Origin of the sequence: Leptospira broomii serovar Hurstbridge str. 5399 (assembly GCF_000243715.2) — a bacterium.
GTDB lineage: Bacteria > Spirochaetota > Leptospiria > Leptospirales > Leptospiraceae > Leptospira_B > Leptospira_B broomii.
The window spans coordinates 1,181,178-1,198,901 of the sequence record NZ_AHMO02000008.1 but is presented as its reverse complement, the minus strand read 5'-3'; the positions used below and the strand labels follow the sequence as shown (position 1 = coordinate 1,198,901).

The 17,724-nt window shown below is 43.3% G+C and carries 19 protein-coding genes; 10 read left to right on the top strand and 9 right to left on the bottom strand.

Going from position 1 to position 17,724, the window contains the following annotated elements; genetic code table 11:
* Positions 1-4: 4 nt before the first annotated feature.
* A complete protein-coding gene (locus tag LEP1GSC050_RS11195; RefSeq protein ID WP_020987472.1) occupies positions 5-694 on the bottom strand; it encodes a 4Fe-4S dicluster domain-containing protein in 690 nt (229 codons plus the stop codon).
* Positions 691-1,989: a UDP-N-acetylglucosamine 1-carboxyvinyltransferase gene (murA, locus tag LEP1GSC050_RS11190; protein ID WP_010571301.1), complete on the bottom strand. Its 1,299-nt coding sequence runs from the start codon at positions 1,987-1,989 to the stop codon at positions 691-693. The genes LEP1GSC050_RS11195 and murA overlap by 4 nt, the downstream gene beginning before the upstream one ends.
* A gap of 180 nt (positions 1,990-2,169) precedes the next feature.
* Between murA and LEP1GSC050_RS11180 the strand changes: the two genes are divergently transcribed.
* The gene (locus LEP1GSC050_RS11180; protein ID WP_010571299.1) at positions 2,170-3,942 is read left to right on the top strand and encodes an apolipoprotein N-acyltransferase; all 1,773 of its coding nucleotides are present in this window, start codon (positions 2,170-2,172) and stop codon (positions 3,940-3,942) included.
* An 85-nt stretch (positions 3,943-4,027) separates the two neighbouring features.
* On the opposite strand, the gene LEP1GSC050_RS11175 is transcribed toward LEP1GSC050_RS11180, so the two are convergent.
* Together LEP1GSC050_RS11175 and LEP1GSC050_RS11170 are read right to left on the bottom strand one after the other, a co-directional pair.
* Positions 4,028-5,152 carry a hypothetical protein gene (locus LEP1GSC050_RS11175; protein WP_010571298.1) on the bottom strand — a complete coding sequence of 375 codons (1,125 nt, stop codon included), beginning with the start codon at positions 5,150-5,152 and terminating at the stop codon, positions 4,028-4,030.
* A 102-nt stretch (positions 5,153-5,254) separates the two neighbouring features.
* On the bottom strand, positions 5,255-5,689 hold the full coding sequence (locus LEP1GSC050_RS11170; protein WP_010571297.1) for an LIC_13246 family protein: 435 nt from the start codon (positions 5,687-5,689) through the stop codon (positions 5,255-5,257).
* Positions 5,690-6,031: 342 nt separating this feature from the next.
* On the opposite strand from LEP1GSC050_RS11170, the gene LEP1GSC050_RS11160 reads away from it, so the two are divergent.
* From LEP1GSC050_RS11160 to LEP1GSC050_RS11135, 6 genes are all read left to right on the top strand, one after another.
* Positions 6,032-6,583 carry an RNA polymerase sigma factor gene (locus tag LEP1GSC050_RS11160; RefSeq protein WP_010571295.1) on the top strand — a complete coding sequence of 184 codons (552 nt, stop codon included), beginning with the start codon at positions 6,032-6,034 and terminating at the stop codon, positions 6,581-6,583.
* 13 nt (positions 6,584-6,596) lie between these two features.
* Positions 6,597-6,905 (top strand): hypothetical protein, encoded by a 309-nt coding sequence (locus LEP1GSC050_RS11155; RefSeq protein WP_010571294.1) that lies wholly within the window; start codon positions 6,597-6,599, stop codon positions 6,903-6,905.
* A 102-nt stretch (positions 6,906-7,007) separates the two neighbouring features.
* Complete coding sequence (locus tag LEP1GSC050_RS11150; protein WP_010571293.1) at positions 7,008-7,325, top strand: 4Fe-4S dicluster domain-containing protein; 318 nt, start codon at positions 7,008-7,010, stop codon at positions 7,323-7,325.
* Between the two features lie 44 nt (positions 7,326-7,369).
* Positions 7,370-7,945, top strand: a complete 576-nt coding sequence (locus LEP1GSC050_RS11145; RefSeq protein ID WP_010571292.1) for a hypothetical protein — start codon at positions 7,370-7,372, stop codon at positions 7,943-7,945.
* A gap of 63 nt (positions 7,946-8,008) precedes the next feature.
* Complete coding sequence (locus tag LEP1GSC050_RS11140; protein WP_010571291.1) at positions 8,009-9,205, top strand: NADP-dependent isocitrate dehydrogenase; 1,197 nt, start codon at positions 8,009-8,011, stop codon at positions 9,203-9,205.
* A gap of 23 nt (positions 9,206-9,228) precedes the next feature.
* Positions 9,229-9,861 (top strand): hypothetical protein, encoded by a 633-nt coding sequence (locus LEP1GSC050_RS11135; RefSeq protein WP_010571290.1) that lies wholly within the window; start codon positions 9,229-9,231, stop codon positions 9,859-9,861.
* On the opposite strand, the gene LEP1GSC050_RS11130 is transcribed toward LEP1GSC050_RS11135, so the two are convergent.
* Positions 9,858-10,667: a response regulator gene (locus tag LEP1GSC050_RS11130; protein WP_040911301.1), complete on the bottom strand. Its 810-nt coding sequence runs from the start codon at positions 10,665-10,667 to the stop codon at positions 9,858-9,860. The two genes, LEP1GSC050_RS11135 and LEP1GSC050_RS11130, sit on opposite strands and share 4 nt — an antisense overlap.
* A gap of 129 nt (positions 10,668-10,796) precedes the next feature.
* Complete coding sequence (mazG, locus tag LEP1GSC050_RS11125; RefSeq protein ID WP_010571288.1) at positions 10,797-12,005, bottom strand: nucleoside triphosphate pyrophosphohydrolase; 1,209 nt, start codon at positions 12,003-12,005, stop codon at positions 10,797-10,799.
* Between the two features lie 122 nt (positions 12,006-12,127).
* Here mazG and LEP1GSC050_RS11120 point away from each other — a divergent pair, with 122 nt between their 5' ends.
* Positions 12,128-12,646, top strand: a complete 519-nt coding sequence (locus LEP1GSC050_RS11120) for a DUF6580 family putative transport protein (RefSeq protein WP_010571287.1) — start codon at positions 12,128-12,130, stop codon at positions 12,644-12,646.
* Between the two features lie 60 nt (positions 12,647-12,706).
* Here LEP1GSC050_RS11120 and LEP1GSC050_RS11115 read toward each other — a convergent pair whose 3' ends face one another.
* On the bottom strand, positions 12,707-13,975 hold the full coding sequence (locus tag LEP1GSC050_RS11115; protein ID WP_010571286.1) for an LA_2444/LA_4059 family outer membrane protein: 1,269 nt from the start codon (positions 13,973-13,975) through the stop codon (positions 12,707-12,709).
* A 133-nt stretch (positions 13,976-14,108) separates the two neighbouring features.
* Between LEP1GSC050_RS11115 and LEP1GSC050_RS11110 the strand changes: the two genes are divergently transcribed.
* Both LEP1GSC050_RS11110 and LEP1GSC050_RS11105 read left to right on the top strand, forming a co-directional pair.
* Positions 14,109-15,038: a cation diffusion facilitator family transporter gene (locus tag LEP1GSC050_RS11110; protein WP_010571285.1), complete on the top strand. Its 930-nt coding sequence runs from the start codon at positions 14,109-14,111 to the stop codon at positions 15,036-15,038.
* A gap of 42 nt (positions 15,039-15,080) precedes the next feature.
* Positions 15,081-15,635 (top strand): LOG family protein, encoded by a 555-nt coding sequence (locus LEP1GSC050_RS11105; RefSeq protein ID WP_010571284.1) that lies wholly within the window; start codon positions 15,081-15,083, stop codon positions 15,633-15,635.
* On the opposite strand, the gene LEP1GSC050_RS11100 is transcribed toward LEP1GSC050_RS11105, so the two are convergent.
* A complete protein-coding gene (locus LEP1GSC050_RS11100) occupies positions 15,632-16,732 on the bottom strand; it encodes an ankyrin repeat domain-containing protein (protein WP_020987391.1) in 1,101 nt (366 codons plus the stop codon). The genes LEP1GSC050_RS11105 and LEP1GSC050_RS11100 overlap by 4 nt on opposite strands.
* The gene (locus tag LEP1GSC050_RS11095; RefSeq protein ID WP_010571283.1) at positions 16,702-17,715 is read right to left on the bottom strand and encodes an AEC family transporter; all 1,014 of its coding nucleotides are present in this window, start codon (positions 17,713-17,715) and stop codon (positions 16,702-16,704) included. Before LEP1GSC050_RS11095 ends, LEP1GSC050_RS11100 begins: the two co-directional genes overlap by 31 nt.
* Positions 17,716-17,724 lie beyond the last annotated feature (9 nt).

The following is a 17,724-nucleotide window of genomic DNA, read 5'->3' as shown; positions in this document are numbered from 1 at the left end:
CATTTCACTTAATGATGATTGCTTTAGGAAATGTTGGGCAAGCTGATACGCATTGTCCGCAGCCTACGCAATCCGAGGAGAAGGTAGGCTTATTCGACTTAAACTTAACGACGTTGGGAATCGGGCACGATAATGCGCAGGCGTCGCAAGTTTTTTCCTCGGTCCTAGCATTAATGCAATGTTTAAACCAACCGTGGGCTTTTCCGAACTTAGGAGCTTCTTTTTTTTTGTAGGGTAGTAACGCGCCGGTTTCGCAAGCCGCAATGCAAGGGTAATCTTTGCAGAGCATGCATGCATTTAAATTCACATCCATTCTAGGAAGATGCTTTCCTCTTTCGTCATCCATCACAGGAAATAAAACGGAATATGGACAGGCGTAGATGCAATCTCCGCAACCTGTACATTTAGAAAGGAAGCGTTTTGCAGTCTTATCTACGCCCGGAGGATATTGTAAATTTCGAAAGGCTTTAAATCTCTTTTGTTTAGGAGGTCTAGTTTGAGGAAGGGCTTTTTTTTCTTGTTTAGGCGTTAAACCCTTTTTGTTAACCGAAGGAGCGAAATCGAAGGGAGGATCGTCGTTCTTTTTTTGCTCTTGGATAACGTGTTTCCAGGTGTCCGCAATTTCGTCGGCGCTTTCTTCCACCACTGCAATCGCCTTGGAGAGGCTTTTACGGAAGAAGTCCCGGCGATTCATTCTTCCCGAATCCTTTCGATATGAGCCCCCAAAGAACGAAGCCTCGTATCGATTTCTTGAAAGCCTCGATCAACCTGCACAATATTGTGAATATAACTGGTTCCTTCGGCGCATAATGCGGCGATAATCATCGCCATTCCGGCGCGGATGTCAGGACTCGCAACTTTCTGACCGTACAATCTAGAATGTCCTATTACGATCGCCCGGTGTGGATCGCAGAGTATAATTTGTGCTCCCATTGAAATGATATTATCCACGAAGAATAACCTGGATTCGAACATCTTTTCATGAATTAGAACCGTTCCTTTGCATTGGGTAGCCGTAACGAGAGCAACGGAAGTCATATCCGCCGGAAATCCCGGCCATGGAGAATCGTCTATCTTAGGAGTGGCGCCATGATAATCCGGGATAATTTCCATTTGCTGATCCGAAGGAACTAGTATCCCTCCGTCTTGGGGACGAACTTCAATTCCTAACCGAGAATACACCATTCGAATCATTCGAATATCCTCGAGATCTACGTCAGGAATAAAGATTTCTCCTCCGGTAACGGCCGCTAAGCTGATAAAACTACCTACTTCCAAATAGTCGGAGCCGATTCGATGCGGTTCCGTCGGTGCAGTGAGAGAAGTCACTCCTTCGATCGTTAGAATATTTGAACCGATTCCGGAAATCTTCGCACCTGAGGCGTTTAGGAATTTGCATAACTGCTGCACATGAGGTTCGCTGGCGGCATGGCGTATAATAGTCGTTCCGTCTGCCAGTGCAGCCGCCATAACCGCATTCTCGGTAGCCGTGACAGATGCCTCGTCTAAAAGAATATCCGTCCCACGCAATCGATCGGCTTTAATTTCATATCCGTCCGGAAAAACTTCGATAGAAGCGCCTAATGCCTGGAGCGCAAGAAGATGGGTATCCATTCTCCTGCGACCGATTTTATCCCCGCCAGGGCGAGGTAAAAAAACCCGCCCAGTGCTCGCAAGGATCGGTCCCGCGAGAGTAACGGCGCCTCTTAATTTGGAACAAAGTTCGTAAGGAAGATCGGACTTGATATTTCCTTTATTTCGAAATAAGAAAGTTCCTTCTCCTTGATCTTCTATTTCGAGTCCGAGATGTCTAAGGACTTCTAAAAGCATGAGAACGTCGGTTATCAGGGGAATATTCCGGATAGTGACTTCACCCGGGGTCATGCATATTGCACCTAAAATGGGAAGAGCCTCGTTCTTATTCCCTTGCGGGGAGACCGTTCCATGGAGCGGATTTTTACCTATAATTTTAAAATAAGAGGAACTCATTCGACTACCGACTTTTCAGATAGACTGCCGACCTGCCTCGTTCCGGCAAGCATTTACGAAAAAGGTAAGAAGACGAGTAAAAGAAATCGCTTCGTAATGATAGATCGGAACCAAGAATCGATCCGTACGGTCGAAATCGGTTGACGTCAGTCTATTTTTTTCCGAAGAACGTTGGTATCCATGAATTCGTTTTTAAACAACTTTCGAAATTTTCAAAAGACCCGCTGGTTCGATCTTTTTTGTTATCTTTGGACCTCCGTCTTTGCCTTTTTAGCATTTGCCCCTTTCTATCTGAGTCATTTTGTGTGGATCGCTCCTTTCGGGCTTTTTTGGATAGCGCATAAATATGCGGGACGATATAAGCAATTGCTTTTGCACGGAATTCTCTTTGGAGTTTTCTTCTATGTCGTGGCGTTCCATTGGATTTTCCATATGGCACAAGTCTTCGGGAATTTTCCGGCTCCATTAGCCGCTTTAATTTTGATTCTTGCTGGAGTTCTATTCGGTGCGAAATTTCCGATATTCCTGCTGTCGTACGCGTTCTTAACGAAGAAAATCGGAAGGCATAGCGTATGGGTCGTAGGATTTTGCGGATTGGCCGCCGATATGCTCGGACCTCAATTGTTTCCTTGGTATTGGGGAAACCTAGCTGCCGGAAATATTCTTCTCGCGCAAACGGTCGAGATAGGGAGCGTTTACGGATTAAGTTTTCTTGTTTTCGTAATTTCTTACACTCTCTTTGAAACGAATTTATTTCATTTACCTGAAATAATAAGATCCAAGGAAAAAACTTTGCACTTCGCGAAGTTTTGGGCCATTCCACTCGGTCTATTTCTCTTATTTTGGATCGTCGGAACCTCCCTATATTTCAAATGGAAGGATGTGAAACCTAGCAAGACACTCGAAGTATTGGTCGTTCAACCGGATGCACCGATGAGCATTCGAGACGATCGAGGTCGTTCCCCATTGGAAGTTATCGAAGAATTAATGGAACGGATGGATAAACTTGTGGATGATGCGGTTCGCAAGGCCGGAAAAAAACCGGATCTAATCGTTTTACCGGAAGCAGGAATTCCATATTTTTCCGCGAATAAAACTCCGATCACCGAATTGAACAGGATGTATTGGTATAGATTCGAAGCATTGATGATCGCTTTTGCAAACCGATACAAAGCTAACGTATTTTTTAACGAAATAGACGCGAAATATAAAACGGTAAGTTCCGGAAAAGAATACTTACGATATTATAATAATAATGTAATATATGATCCGAACGGAAATCGAAGAGAGGCCTATCAAAAGCAATACCTGGTGCTCTTCGGGGAAACTATGCCTTTCGAGTTTATGTACGAACTCAGTCCTCAAACGGGGAAGTTCGAACCGGGAGAATCATTCAAATTATTGCCTTACTATTCCGGTATCGGAACGCCTCCTGCTCAGCCTGCGCCGATTCACTGGAAAGATACCGAGGAGTTGAATGCAGAGGCTACGAGGCGGTATTACGAATCCACTCGGATGGAATTAAAGGAGACCGGCTTGATTCTTCCTTTGATCTGCTATGAGGTGATCGTTCCTGAATTCGTTCGGAAATTTAGATATTCAGGAAATCCCGAATTTATCGCGAATCTTACGAATGACAAATGGTATGGGACGACGACGGAAAGTGACCAGCATTTCGAATTGGGAAGATTGAGATCGATAGAATGGAGAAGATGGCTAGTCCGATCCACCAATTCAGGCATTTCGGGATTTGTTGATCATATGGGTCGGTTTCTTCCGGGAAAATCGACCGGCTTAATGAAAGCGGAAACTACCTGGGAGCAAGTATCGGTTTTCGATTCTCAACCCGGCTTTTATGTTACGTACGGGAACTTGATTCCTTGGTTGATGCTAATTCTTACGGCAATCTATTACGGAACCTTATTAGTTTCCGCTAGAAAGAAGAATCAGTAAACATCTTTTAAAAAGCTAGGGCGGACCGAGGTTGTCCTAGCCTTTGATTTAATGACCTTCGGGATTTCCTAGAGTCTAAGGAATTTTACGGATTAATTAAGTAATAGGAAAAAATACCATGAAAGCGCTGGTCTTTCGGTAAATGTCCGAAGCCATCCGGTGGAACAGGACAATCAAGTTTAGCTTCCGCCAAATAATAAAGTTGATACGGTTTTGCAAAAAATAGACGTACAAAGAATCTTAATACTGAGGAGATGTTAGATAATACGTTTATTTTCCCCACGGTTTCCTTTCTCCGAACTAAAAGGGAGCAAGAGCCGCTTTCATTCATATAAAATTTTTCCTGTATAGGAAGCAGGTAGTTCGAAAACGGTTCGGTTTCAGATTCCAAGATTTCGGATTTATGCACCTTGGCCGAAAAAAGTAACTTTCCATCGGCATCGACAGAACTTATAGTTCGAATTTCCTTATCCGGAAAAGTTTCATTTCCGATAAAACCGCCGGTGTATAATTTTTCATCCTCACTATTCTGAGCCCGAAATAATTCCCATCTCCGACTGTATTTATATACTTCGTAGTTAGTGAGAAGATGCTCCATCCCGCCTCTTCCGTCTAAAGATATCTTTTCACCGTTCAGGATGATGTATCCCCATGCCGGGACGAAGGAGAAGGCCATATCGGCTTGGACAAATCGATTTTTTTCAGGCAAATTTATTTTCCCCCCGGATAAGGAGACGGCCTTCCACCAACTTGTCTTGTAAGAAAGGAAGAGTTTAGTGTCTCCAGATTGCATACGAATTTCCGGTCCTTCTGCCCCTTTCGTTACCGAGTTATCGCTGATTTCCAGTTCGATGACTCCGGGCTCCGCTTTCAGATCGTCTTTCGAAAACTCTTTTGTGAAAAACCTGGTTCCGTTCTCTTTATCATATACCACCAAACTAATTCCGCTGTTTCGAGTTCCCGGGCCTAGATTACTAACTAAGAATGTAGCAAAAATATAAAGGTGATCGTTCGTAAAAGAGTAATTCCAAGCTTGAAAATACCCCTCCTGGGGATACGGATGATATGCCATTTCTCCCTTGCTAGTCTTTCTAGCTCGTAAAGCTTTATCTTCGCTCTTGATTTCACCGGAAATGAGAAGTCCTAGCATAAGTAAAATAACAGACGTTCTTATATATTTTGGAAAGAAAATTCCGCCGGAGAAAAACATGGGTTCCAATTCCTAATCCTTTTTTCTCCGTAGGCAAGTACTTCTTTCCTGAATCAAGAAAGAAAATTCATGAAAAAGTAAGCGAGATACTTTATAAATAAATCACGCCTGCGACAATTCGATTTCCTCTAATTCCGATTCCGAGATTTGAATGCAGGAATCTTCGTAAATATCGCTGAGACAGCGAATCGAAAATACCGGATGATCCGTGACATTCTGTCCCGATAGTTCTTCTCGTTCTTGCCGAATTCCGTCTATATGAATCCAGGAGTCGAATTCGCTTTTACCTTCGGAAGATATTCGAGCGAAGACTAAGAATTCATATTTACCGAATTTTTTAAAAAAGATTTCCGCGGTATCAGGATCCGATTCCACCAATCGTTTTCTAAACGAAGTCGGGTCGATTTTTTCGGGTCCCTTAATCGAATCATAATAGCGATTTAGGGTTTTTACGATTTTAAGAAAAGCTTCCTTCTCTTTTTCAAGTTTCATCCATTTGATTTCTTGATCGATCGATTCAATTCTTTTGAGTCTCATCAGTTACCTCGTATATCCCGGGTAAAGAGGCCTCGGAGTTGCGCAAAAAAACTTAGAAGAAAAAAGGACCCGATCGGATCTTTCCCGTTCTTAAAGATGTGCGTTGTAAATCGGGATTTTCAAAAAAAAATCGATTCTCGGATTTTCTTATGGAAAAAGAGGCAAGAAAATCCCGCCTAAAACGACTTAAAGCGAGGATCCTTTTGGGAGGGGTTACTATGAATTCTTTAGATAACAGCACATTTGATTTTGGATTTTTTCCATTTTGGATCATTTTCTTACCTTTTTTCGCGAAATAATTAAAAAAAACCAAGGAATTTCCTGAAGAGACAACTATTGTTTATGAGGAAAAAAATCATCTTGGTGTCCGTGGATAAAATTTATCGAAGGGAACGAAATAAGATCCTTGCATGGGTAAGATCGAAAGTTTCCGACCCCGAAGAAGCGGAAGATCTTTTACAAGAATCCTTCCTAATCGCGGTGGCGGAGCTAGATTCGAACGGGTCCATCGAATACCTTCTGGCGTACATATACGCGGTTCTTCGAAATAAAGTCGGAGACTGGTATCGTAAAAAGAAAACCAGAAAGTATCTCGGCCCTCAGCTCGAAAGCGAATTCGATATTGAAAATGCGATCCCCGAGCGAGGGATAGGACCTGAACGGGAATTTTATCAAAAACTGGTTTTAGAAGAATTGTCTCTTGCCATTGAAGACCTTCCCGCCGAGCAAAAATCGGTTTTTATCGCAAATGTTTTAGAAGGAAAAACATTTCGAAAAATCTCCGAAGAAACAGGCATTCCGGAAGGAACGCTTTCCTCCAGAAAAGCGTACGCAAAAGAATTTCTATCCAAACGGTTGAAAGCGCTAAAGTCTCTTTTCCTCGAAGAATTTTAATAAGGAAAAAATTATGAACCATTCATGTTCACAAAGATCTAGGACAGGAAGAATTTTTGCGTGGATACTTTTTATCCCGCTGTTCTTTTTAGCCGCTGCAGCTGTCGTTTGGCAATTATGGAATTGGCTTTTGCCGGATCTATTTGCCTGGAAACAGATTACCTATTGGCAAGCTTTAGGAATATTCGTTTTATCTCATTTACTTTTTAAGGGCGGGCATGGCCTTGGAGGCGGTCGTCACAAAAGGTATTGGAAACATCGGATGAAACGTAGAATGCAACAGACTATGGATAATCAACCTAGAACTCCGAGAGTGGAATAAGATGAAAGAGTCGCACGTCGATTTCTTCGAAATTCCTTACGCAGTTCCCGGCCGACATTTGAGGTAAAATCTTCGTTCAATTTTGCGGAGTCTAAAACAAATATGAAACAGCGGGCGGATAAAGAAAATCACCTCGTCGATAAACGTAAAACCGAGGTTGGAGTTATCCGCCCGGAAGTAAATCTCTCAAAATGCGAAGGGAAACGCGATTGCGCAATTGTGTGTCCTTTTGCAGTGTTCGAGATCCGGCCGATTGATCGACCCGAAAAAGAACGACTCTCTTTTGCAGGGCGAATGAAGACATTTTTTCACGGTCCGAATAAAGCTTACGTCGTTCGTCCGGAAGATTGCCATGCTTGCGGTCTTTGTGTGGCAGCATGTCCGGAAAAGGCGGTTCGTCTCATCCCGCTTCGCGGATAGAGATTGCCAAAAAAGGGAAACTCAAAAAATGTACCCATACCGCCATGGACACGGAATTATTGAGCCTGTTCTGGATCGAAAAGATCAAGCTCAGCCAATATACAATCCAAACTGTCAAGAATCTGACTGACGTTCAGCTTGACCACCCTGACACATTGGGTGAAACCGTCCGTCGCTACCTCAATTCGATGGTAGCGTCCGATTTTCTCTTCAGACTATCCCTTCCAGTTTCTATCGGAATTAGTTCGATTCTTCCTATTCCCCGCCAGCAAGAATCCGAAATCGAAAAGGATTTGGTGCGAGTCAGGGATTTATTCGGTTCTCCGCCTTTGCCACCCGGACTGAAAGATATTATTGTCACTTCTGCGGAAGGTCTATATTTCGATGAATGCAATCCAAGTCTTAAATCCGTTTTTGAACGTTGGAAACGGATTCTTTTAAGGCTGGAAAAAACCATTCATAACGTGTCTCAAAAAGATTCTTTGAAATATCGATATTTCTCCGTCCTTGGAATCGTTTCGTTGCCTGTCGCTATTAATTATTTCGGGACACAGAACCTATACTATCTGCGAAACGGAATCTTAAAAATTAAAGAGAATCCTTCTTTCCCCAAGTCCTAAGGACGGAGAGAATGGACACCAAGCCTAGACTGTAATTTATCTACACAATACAAGGAGAACCCAATGGCTAAGATCAAGGTGAAAACTCCCTTAGTGGAGCTGGACGGGGACGAAATGACCCGCATCATCTGGAAAGAGATCAAGGATCGTTTCATTCATCCCTATCTCGACATCGAACTGGACTATTACGACTTAGGGGTCGAATACAGGGACAAAACGGAAGATAAGGTAACCGTTGATTCAGCCAACGCCATTCTCAAATACGGAGTCGGCGTAAAGTGTGCGACCATCACGCCAAACCAAGATCGTGTAAAAGAATACAATTTAAAGAAAGAATGGAAATCTCCGAACGGAACGATTCGTTCCATTTTAGACGGAACCGTTTTTCGGAAACCGATCATCGTCAATAATATACCCTCCGCAATCAGATCTTGGAAGAAACCGATCGTAGTCGGTAGGCATGCATTCGGAGACTTGTACAAAGATACCGAACTTTATATTCCTGAGGCGGGAAAAGTAGAGATCGTCTTTACCACAAAAGACGGCAAGGAAAAAGAAAGAGTTCTTATCAACGATTTCGACGGTCCCGGCGTCATTATGGGCCAATTTAATTTGGATAAGTCGATCGAAAGCTTTGCTCAGGCTTGTTTCAATTACGCGATTTCCGAAAAAATCAATATATGGTTCGCGACCAAGGATACAATTTCCAAGAAATACCATGCCAGATTTAGAACGATCTTCGATCAAGTATCTCACAAGAGAGCGGACGAACTCAAAAAAGCAGGTATCGAGTATTCTTATTTCTTAATCGACGATGCGGTTGCTCAAATCGTTAAAAACGAAGGCGGGATGCTCTGGGCGCTAATGAACTATGACGGCGACGTAATGTCCGATATGGTTGCGTCCGGTTTCGGATCTTTAGGATTGATGACTTCCGTTCTTGTTTCTCCGGACGGAAAATTCGAGTATGAAGCAGCCCACGGAACCGTTACTCGTCACTACCGTAAATACCAAAAAGGCGAGAGCACTTCCACGAACTCGGTCGCATCCATTTTTGCTTGGACCGGCGCCCTTGAAAAAAGGGGAGAATTAGACGGCACTGCCGACGTAGTCAATTTTGCTAGAAAATTGGAGAAGGCCGTGATAGACACTATCGAAGGCGGAGAAATGACGAAAGATCTTACTCTTCTTGCGACGAGCCCGAATCCGAAAGAATTGGATACTTTCAAGTTTATGGAGGCGATCCAAAAACGCCTTTAGGAATTTTTGGGATCGTTTTTCCCGTGAAACTTAAAAGAAATATCAGAAGGAGTCTGTACGGACTCCTTCTTTTTTTGATCCTAGTTGCATCCTTACCTGCCCAAAAAATTCCGCTTCCAAAAGAACCCACATTACCTACCGAACCCGGTCTCGATGTTCGGGGAGAATCAAAAGGAAATCTTGCGACTTCGAATTCAACCGAAGGGCCCAAGGTGAAGGGTTTCTTTTGCGATGGTAGATCGATCGTGGGAACTTGGAAGTCTGCGCCGAAGGAATTTTCGTTTAAGCACAAAAGGGAAAACGTAGTATATTCAAAAACTTTGAAATACGAAGATGTTTCCCGAATTCTTATCAAAAGCTGGAAACTTTTACCCGGAAAGCCGAACGCTCAAGGCACTCCATTTAGGGTCGAACCTTGGGAAGTTCAATATAGAACAAAGAGCAACGAAACCTTCGAACGCACCGGAGACTTAAAAAAGGAATTCTCCGAAATCAAAATCGAAAACGAATTGGGGGAAGCCACTCTGTACTTCTATTGGATGGATTTGCAATACGAAGATAAAAACTGGTATTCGAAACTTCCCAAGCTCGAAGGAGATATTCGTAAGGAATGTTTTCCGGATGTGTTGGTGGGTTTAGAGTTCCTCTCCTCCTAATTAGGGTTTATAAACTTCATTATTTGATCCGGGTCGTAAGGTTTCGTAAGAATTTTTACGCCCGGAGGTATTTTAGTTCTAGCAAGTTCCGCTTCGTTAGAAGCTGTTACGATTCCCAGGCGTAACTCTGAAAGTCCCGGAATCCCCTGTATCTTTTTACATAGTTGGTCCCCATCCATGTTCGGCATATACATATCCGTTAAAAGAACTCCGTATTGATTCGGATTTTCGGACAGTAAACGAAGGGCATGTTCTCCCGAAATCGCTGTCTGTACTTTGATACCGCGGGATTCCAATAATCTTCTAAAAAGAACTAAATTTAATTCCGAATCATCGACTAATAACGAGATTTTCGGATCAGAGTCTTTCGAAAATTTGAATCGTTCGACCGCATTTTGCCGTTCGGACTTTAAATCTTTTAAAATGATTGCGAGAGTTTCTCTAAAGGAAATTAAATTCGAGTTTTTTTCTAAAAATCCGTTAGCACCTGCATCATGCGCCTTGATTCGATTTGCATCGTTATATTCGGAGGTTACGAAAATAATTCTAGTATCAAAAGATGCAAACGGTTCATCGTTTATTTTTTCCGTACGAATTCTTTTACAGAGGTCGAAGCCGGTCCCGTCTTGAAAATATATACCGAGAGTAATAAGGTCGAATTTTTCGGACCATGCGAACATTGCCGATTCGTTTAAACTTGCCGTTTCAACGACTTGAAATTCCGGATCCGCAAATTCGGATACGATCACTTTGCGTGTAATTCTCCCGGAATCGACGATCAAGATTTTAAATTTGGGCGTTTCCACATTAAAAGGGAAGAAATTTACTCCCGTATATATGATGGACGATCGAAATTCGGATTCTTCAATAAAAAAGATCTAAGTGAATACGAAAAGTTAGCTACGAATGAGGCGAAACGGTTTTAAAAATACCTTTTACTTTAGAATTTCCTTATAAGATTGGATTGCCTTAAGTATGCCTTCGTATATCGATTCAACCTTGGTGTACGAAACTCCTTCTAAATCCTGCCAAATTGGTCGTTCGAAAATTTCTTCTCCCAAATTTAGGTAGAAAATCGGCTGTCCTTTTCTTCCCCAGGGGTCCTGCAATGGGAGCAGAGTTAAGGAACCGAATCCGGAAAAAATAAGTCGATATTCGTCGGATTGATAAGAGAACAGATACGATTTAGGCCAATCGTTTTCGGAAGTTTCCTTCCAAATAAGATACGAGGAAAGTTCCCGAATGGTTAAGAGTGTGGAATTTTTTCTGGATTCAATAGGATCGTCGGATTCGATTTTCAATTCGATTTTAGCTCGATTCCAAATTTCGTCCAACAGCTCGAGAGGCGTTTCGGAAAATTTTTTTCCCTGCTTGGCAAGCTCTTCTTCGATGAAGTTGATCCTACTCTTAAATTTCAAATTCGTTCGGGTTAAAGCCGACTCCGAAGATATGCCAAGTTTTCTCGCGAGATTTACGATGCTAAAAAAGAAGTCGCCCAACTCGTCTTCTATCCGAACTTGATTAGCGGAAATTTCCGGTGCCGCTTTGATTTCCGCAAGAAACTCGTCGAGCTCCTCGCGAAGTTTTTCTTCGACTCCTTTTAGATCGGGCCAATCAAATCCGGCCTTTGCCGCCTTCTTTTGGAGTTTTTCAGCTTTCAGCAAAGATGGAAACGTTTCCGGTACTCCATTAAGAACGGATGATTTCTTATCGACTCTATTATTGCCGTTCTTCCCTCTCGATTGCTTTTCTTTTTCCTTTAGCCTATCCCAATTTGCGACGACTTCATCCGCCGACTCGAATCTAGAATTTTCAGGATCAAAGACATGCGGATGTCTTAAAACGAGTTTTTCGGAAACATCGTTCGCAATGTCCTCGAAAGTAAAGGCTCCTCGCTCCGAAGCGATTTGAGCATGGAGAACGATTTGGAAAAGTAGGTCTCCCAACTCTTCTCTTATGTGTTCATCGTTCTCATTTAGAAGCGCATCTACTACCTCGTGAGATTCCTCTAAAATGTAGGGCACTAAAGTGAGATGAGTTTGCGCTCGATCCCATGGACATCCGTCCGGACTTCTAAGCTTTGCCGTTATGTCGCGGAGATACTCTACAGCATTCGGAAAATCGTTAGGATTCGGGGCTTTCATACTAGTCCAGGCTTTGATAGTTTATTGGAATTCCTACCCTTTTTCCCCATAGAAAAACATTCTTGAATTGGTTGACGGGGCAGTTTCAGGGTTCACTCTATCCTAAAAGCCCGGAAACTATCATGACTCAATCCAGAAATATCGTTGCTGTTGTTCTTCTTGCTTTAGCGGTACTGAGCCGCTTTCTTCCCCATTTACCGAATTTTACTCCTGTTCTGGCCATCTCATTATTTGGTGGAGTATATTTCACGAATCGTTGGGTGGCTCTTCTCTTACCCTTAGGAATTATGATGATTAGCGACGCGGTGATCGGCTTTCACTCATTAGTGCCTGTTGTTTACGGAATGTTTATCCTGTTCGCTATCGCAGGACGTCAGTTACGCGAAAATCTAACGGTGGGAAGATTGGCGATCACCGGTTTGGGTGGATCCGTTTTATTCTTTTTAGTTACCAATTTTTTTGTATGGTTAACGTCGGGAATGTATTCGTTGGATCTTGGCGGACTCGTAACATGTTATATTGCGGCGATTCCTTTTTTCCAAAACTCGCTATTGGGTGATTTGGTTTATATTCCCTTACTCTTCGGCTCGTTTTATTTAATGGAACGTTCCGGGGTTGTTCCTTCCGAGCAAGCAGCTTAAATTTAAAGTCCAATCCGCTTAAAATAAAAAGCCTCCGGAAAACGAAGGCTTTTTATTTTTTTAAAGGAGCAAAGAAGCTCCGAAATAAAATCCATAGAATTTATCGTGCACATCCTTTTGTAGGGCTTGAATCGAGGACGCCTGATCCAATGTTTTGGAAACCTGATTTAGAAACAATCCGTCACCGGGAGCGCCTGGAAAGACCGATGCATTATAATTATAACCGCTGACTCTAGATGTCATTTCGGTATATTGAAACCCGACGGTAAACTTTAGCCATCTCGTTCTCAACAAGGAAATGCCGGCATCGATTTCGTATCCGGTCCTTGAAAGTAGATTATCTTTTACGTTTCCCGTAGGTCCGGTCGTGAGAAGATAGGGATTCCCTCCGATTCCGATGATCGTTCCTTGGCTATTTCGATCATAATGACCTAGCGTTCTAAAATAATCGAATCGAGCGTGAATCATCACGTTCGTTAATAGATTTTTAAAAATTCTGAAACCTGCTTGAGGTCCAAGACCGGTCGATTTTTCCGACATGGAGCCGAATCCGTAATTTCCCGGTATGTTTCCATATTCCTTAGAATAGATGTCAACGTTCCGAACTCCGATCGAAGGACCGATTCTCGCCCCGGTTCCGGTTGGAAAATACCAAGCGAGGTTTAAAGAATAATCCTGACGTTTATATTCGGCAGAGTGAAATTGAATCGCAGGTAAATTGGATGTTGAATGTACTCCGTCAAAAGTAGTATAAGAAGGTTTCATTCTTACGTCTAAATAGTTCACTTCAATTCCGAAGTTTCGGTTTTTATTTAGATAAGAAAGTCGAATCGGGTATGCAGTTCTCGTATTACCTTGCGGGCTCGAGTAAAGAGTCATATTGTTATTTAATAGATTCGGATTCGCTCCTAACCCGTTAGCTGCATTCAAAGCAGTTTGGTATATTCCGGAATAATTGAGTAGCGCACTTGTAGTATTCGAGCCTATATTCTTATTTCGGGCGAGACTTTCCGATTCCCAAGTTGATTGCATCGCGACGGACTGCAATTCAAATGTCGCAGCATCGAACGGTTTGGTTAATTCCCGATCCTGGATGGCATTTCTTGCATCCACAGCTTGTCTACGTTTGTCCACGGCTAACTGCGCCAGTTTTCTTCTTTCTACAGGGTTTTGCGAACGACCAGCTTGGTACTCCAGGTCATCCGCTTCCCGCTCTAATGCATCCGGATCCGGTATTTTATCGTTAGCGCCTTGAGCGTAAATGGGAGCGATTATAAATACCTGAAGTACCATCAGGAAAACGAGAATAGTTCTTAGGATTGGTTTCAAGAATATACCTCTTAGGTTTCGTAATCGGGAAGCGTAAGTTTCCTAGTCGAGGAACTCCAATCCTTTTTTGGGTTTGGAAATTAAAAAAAGAAGGATATATCTTCGTAAAGGAAAAGTGTTGGGAGAGAGCGGTATGAACTTTTCCTCGAATCGAATCAAAATTTTTGCGGGCTTATTATCCCTTTTTACGGCCGGATTTTTAGGCGCGATGAAATTTTGGGTGGGTTATGCACAGGACTCGCTGGCAGTACTTGCATCCGCATTGGATTCGGGACTGGACTTTCTCACATCTTCCGTAAATCTTTATGCCTTGTATCAGGCCGCTAAGCCCGCAGATTCCGATCATCGCTACGGTTATGGAAAGGCGGAGGCGATTGCGGGCCTATTTCAAAGCCTTCTAGTCGCCGCCTCCGGCGGTTGGATTCTCTTCCATGCAGGAGAACATTTTCTGAATTCGAATTCGAAGTCGGAGATTCCGGAAATTTCTTCTTTCTACGTAATGTTTGTTTCTCTCGCGTTAACCGGTGCATTGATTCTCTTTCAAAGATCCGTAGTTCGTAAGACTGGATCGCTTTTAGTCGCAGCGGATAGTCTACATTATGTTTCGGACTTATTGGGAAACCTACTGGTATTGTTCTCCGTTGCGGTAGCGATGAATACCGGCTGGGGCTGGGTAGACCCTTTGGCAGGCGCGCTAGTTTCTTTGTATTTACTCAAGGGGGCCTGGAGTATTTTCCGAAATAGTACGGATATTCTAATGGATCGCGATCTTTCTCACGAATATCGGGATTCGATTTTACGAGTCGTGGAGAGTAGGGCACCACAAGTACTTGGATATCATGATTTGAGAACTCGCTCGGCGGGGGAGCGTCGATTCTTGGAATTCCATTTGGAAATGCCTAAGAATCTAACCCTAGAAGATAGTCATAAAATTTTGGACTCGATTTTAGACGAGTTGAAGGAAGAATTCCCTTATACGGAAGTTCTTATTCATCCTGATCCTGTCGAAGTGAATCAAAGCGGTCGAACCCTATTGGATAAGGAAGCGCCTCGCTTTTATTAATCCGGTTGCCATCTTTTGCAGAATATAAATTCTGTCAGGGTAATGAAGCCTGCCATTTGTGTTTTTTGCGGATCTCGACCCGGTACGGATCCGAAATATCTGCAAGCTGCGGAGTTTGTCGGTCACCTACTCGTTTCGGAAGGTCTTGATTTGGTTTATGGCGGCGCGACCTCGGGCTTAATGGGAACTGTGGCCGATTCGGTTCTAGAAAAAGGCGGAAAAGTTATCGGAGTTCTTCCCGAATTTCTTTCCGGTAAAGAAATCGCTCATAAGAAAATTACGGAATTGATTTTAGTACCGACAATGCATGAGCGCAAATTGCTAATGTACGAGAAATCTGTCGCTTTTATTGCATTACCCGGCGGCATCGGCACGTTAGAAGAACTTGTGGAAGTAACATCTTGGAATCAGCTAGGCGTTCTTTCCAAACCTCTAGGGCTTCTGGACGTGAACGGTTTTTTTCAACCTTTATTGAAACAGCTGGATCATATGGTTCTAGAGGGATTTCTAGATCCTGAAACAAGAGACAGTATCGAGATCCATTCCGACCCCGACGTATTATTAGAAAGAATTTTGAAAAGAATACGTCTTCTTTAAGGTTCACCTTCTTGAGGTTCCAGGAATTGTTTGAACACTTGATGAAGCATCGGGCTTTCGGATTTTTCTACGATAGCTATTGGAGAATTTCCTTCTTTATCTTTGGAATAGGGGGAAGCTCCGTTTTTTACGAGCAGGTCCGCTAAGTCCGCTTTTTCGGCTTGGACAGCTAATAGTAAAGGCGTTCTTCCTTGTGCGTCCCGAATTTCAGCTTCGTATCCATTGCTTAAAATGCGTTCGACGATATCCGTTCTTCCTTCTGCCGCGGCCTTAAAGAATAAATTAACGGTCGCAGTATCGATCGTTTTAAGCGTATGATGAAATTTCATTCGATCGGCTTCCTCTCTGGCCGATTTTCCGCTTAAATTTCTAGCAAGAGGGTCCGCACCCCAACGTATAAGCCTGTCCAAACATTCTACGCTATCGTACAAAGCGGAAAGTAATAGAGGAGTATTTCCGTCTTGGTCCCTGTTTTCGAGCAAGGTATGGACTTCCTGGTTTTCTGAAAATAAGTCCAGTATCTCAAAATCATTATGCAAGGCGGTTAAGTGAAGAATTGTTCGACCTTCGGAATTTTTTTTCTTTGGGTCCGCATTTTTCTTTAAAAGATATTCCGCGATTTCGTAATTTCCTAGATCTACCGCTAATAGAAGCGGCGAGTAACCCTCGCCATTTCTTCCTTCGATATCCGGCATGGAGTCGGGAATTTCAAAAAGCAATTCGACTAATTCCAGTTTACCTGAGCTTACCGCCTTGCTGAGCGGAGTATTACCGTCCATATCTCTGAGTTCGGGATCCGCACCGTACTCCAATACCAGTCTAGCTAAATCCAGTTGTTCGGATTCCAATGCCAACAAAAGAGCCGTTTCCCCGCGGGAACTGGTTTCGTTCGGATCGGATCCATACTCCAATAAAAGTTTGGTTGCTTCTTGATTATCTTCCTTAATAGCCCAGTATAAGAGACCGCATCCATAGGAATCCCTTAGTTCGGGGAACTCCTCGGCATAGCCGTCCCTCGTGGTGGCCTCCTCTAAGAGTGCGCGGAGGGTTCCATTATTGCCCGTTTTCACGGCCCGAAAAAGATCGTTCCAATCCACGCCCATTTCTCCAGGAGGTAATACAATCCCATCGTCGTAACAAAAGAAAGCGGTATTCCGATTCCGACTAAGGAAACAGCTAATCTTGGTTTAAGTCCCCATTCCGCAGCGAGAAGACTTCCGGTTATCATCGGTGCCATGCCTGCTTCCATCACTAGGATTTTGAAATCCCGCAAATAAGTAGGCTGCGCTTGACGGAAGGTAGGATCCGTGAAAAAATAATAGCTACCAAAGCAAAACCATACCATAAACGGACCCAATAAGAGTTTGTATACTAGACCCCAAACTAGAGGAGCCGATGACGCTCCCGAAGGATTTTCGGCATCTGCGAGGTTATAATTAACGTTCCCAACCCGCGGAAGCTGATAACCGACCGAAAAAAGGGCCAAAGGAGTGAGCGTATCTCCAATTCGCGAGATTGCCTGTTCTAACGGTAACGGAAATACCAGGGGGCGACTAGCCAACACGATCAGTAATCCCCAAAACGGCGGGAAGGAAAACAGTCTTTTTATTAGATTTACCGATTCCGATTCTTTCTTCAGGCGTAACATAGCCTTGGTTCCGAAGTAAGTTCCCGGAAGAGAAAGCGCGAGAAATGTTCCCAATTGATTGATCACAACCGCTGTAGGAATTCCGTCTTTTCCGTAATACGCCTCGACTAGCGGTATTCCTAAGAAAGAGGTATTTCCTAACCCCGCAGAAAGATAGAGGCAAGTTTTTGTAGACTCATCCCATTCGAATTTTTTTCCCAGGATGGAAAAGAAGAGTATGGACACTCCGAACAGAAACCAAGGCATTACGGAAAAAATTAGAAAGTTTCCATCTAAAACCGCGTGACGCAATGGGACAAACTCTAAGCAAGGAAGCGAAATCGAAATAATAAAGGCGTTTAGAGATCTGTGGGAGTCGGGTGGAAATCTTCCCCAATGACGCGCTACAAAACCGGCTAAAAAACACGCTCCTATAATTATGAAATTGGACATCGAGCGTTC

Excerpts from the sequence above, each read along its gene's own strand:
- LEP1GSC050_RS11195 (WP_020987472.1), bottom strand. The coding sequence starts at position 694 with ATGAATCGCCGGGACTTCTTCCGTAAAAGCCTCTCCAAGGCGATTGCA.
- murA (WP_010571301.1), bottom strand. The coding sequence starts at position 1,989 with ATGAGTTCCTCTTATTTTAAAATTATAGGTAAAAATCCGCTCCATGGA.
- LEP1GSC050_RS11180 (WP_010571299.1), top strand. The coding sequence starts at position 2,170 with ATGAATTCGTTTTTAAACAACTTTCGAAATTTTCAAAAGACCCGCTGG.
- LEP1GSC050_RS11175 (WP_010571298.1), bottom strand. The coding sequence starts at position 5,152 with ATGTTTTTCTCCGGCGGAATTTTCTTTCCAAAATATATAAGAACGTCT.
- LEP1GSC050_RS11170 (WP_010571297.1), bottom strand. The coding sequence starts at position 5,689 with ATGAGACTCAAAAGAATTGAATCGATCGATCAAGAAATCAAATGGATG.
- LEP1GSC050_RS11160 (WP_010571295.1), top strand. The coding sequence starts at position 6,032 with ATGAGGAAAAAAATCATCTTGGTGTCCGTGGATAAAATTTATCGAAGG.
- LEP1GSC050_RS11155 (WP_010571294.1), top strand. The coding sequence starts at position 6,597 with ATGAACCATTCATGTTCACAAAGATCTAGGACAGGAAGAATTTTTGCG.
- LEP1GSC050_RS11150 (WP_010571293.1), top strand. The coding sequence starts at position 7,008 with ATGAAACAGCGGGCGGATAAAGAAAATCACCTCGTCGATAAACGTAAA.
- LEP1GSC050_RS11145 (WP_010571292.1), top strand. The coding sequence starts at position 7,370 with ATGGACACGGAATTATTGAGCCTGTTCTGGATCGAAAAGATCAAGCTC.
- LEP1GSC050_RS11140 (WP_010571291.1), top strand. The coding sequence starts at position 8,009 with ATGGCTAAGATCAAGGTGAAAACTCCCTTAGTGGAGCTGGACGGGGAC.
- mazG (WP_010571288.1), bottom strand. The coding sequence starts at position 12,005 with ATGAAAGCCCCGAATCCTAACGATTTTCCGAATGCTGTAGAGTATCTC.
- LEP1GSC050_RS11120 (WP_010571287.1), top strand. The coding sequence starts at position 12,128 with ATGACTCAATCCAGAAATATCGTTGCTGTTGTTCTTCTTGCTTTAGCG.
- LEP1GSC050_RS11110 (WP_010571285.1), top strand. The coding sequence starts at position 14,109 with ATGAACTTTTCCTCGAATCGAATCAAAATTTTTGCGGGCTTATTATCC.
- LEP1GSC050_RS11105 (WP_010571284.1), top strand. The coding sequence starts at position 15,081 with ATGAAGCCTGCCATTTGTGTTTTTTGCGGATCTCGACCCGGTACGGAT.
- LEP1GSC050_RS11095 (WP_010571283.1), bottom strand. The coding sequence starts at position 17,715 with ATGTCCAATTTCATAATTATAGGAGCGTGTTTTTTAGCCGGTTTTGTA.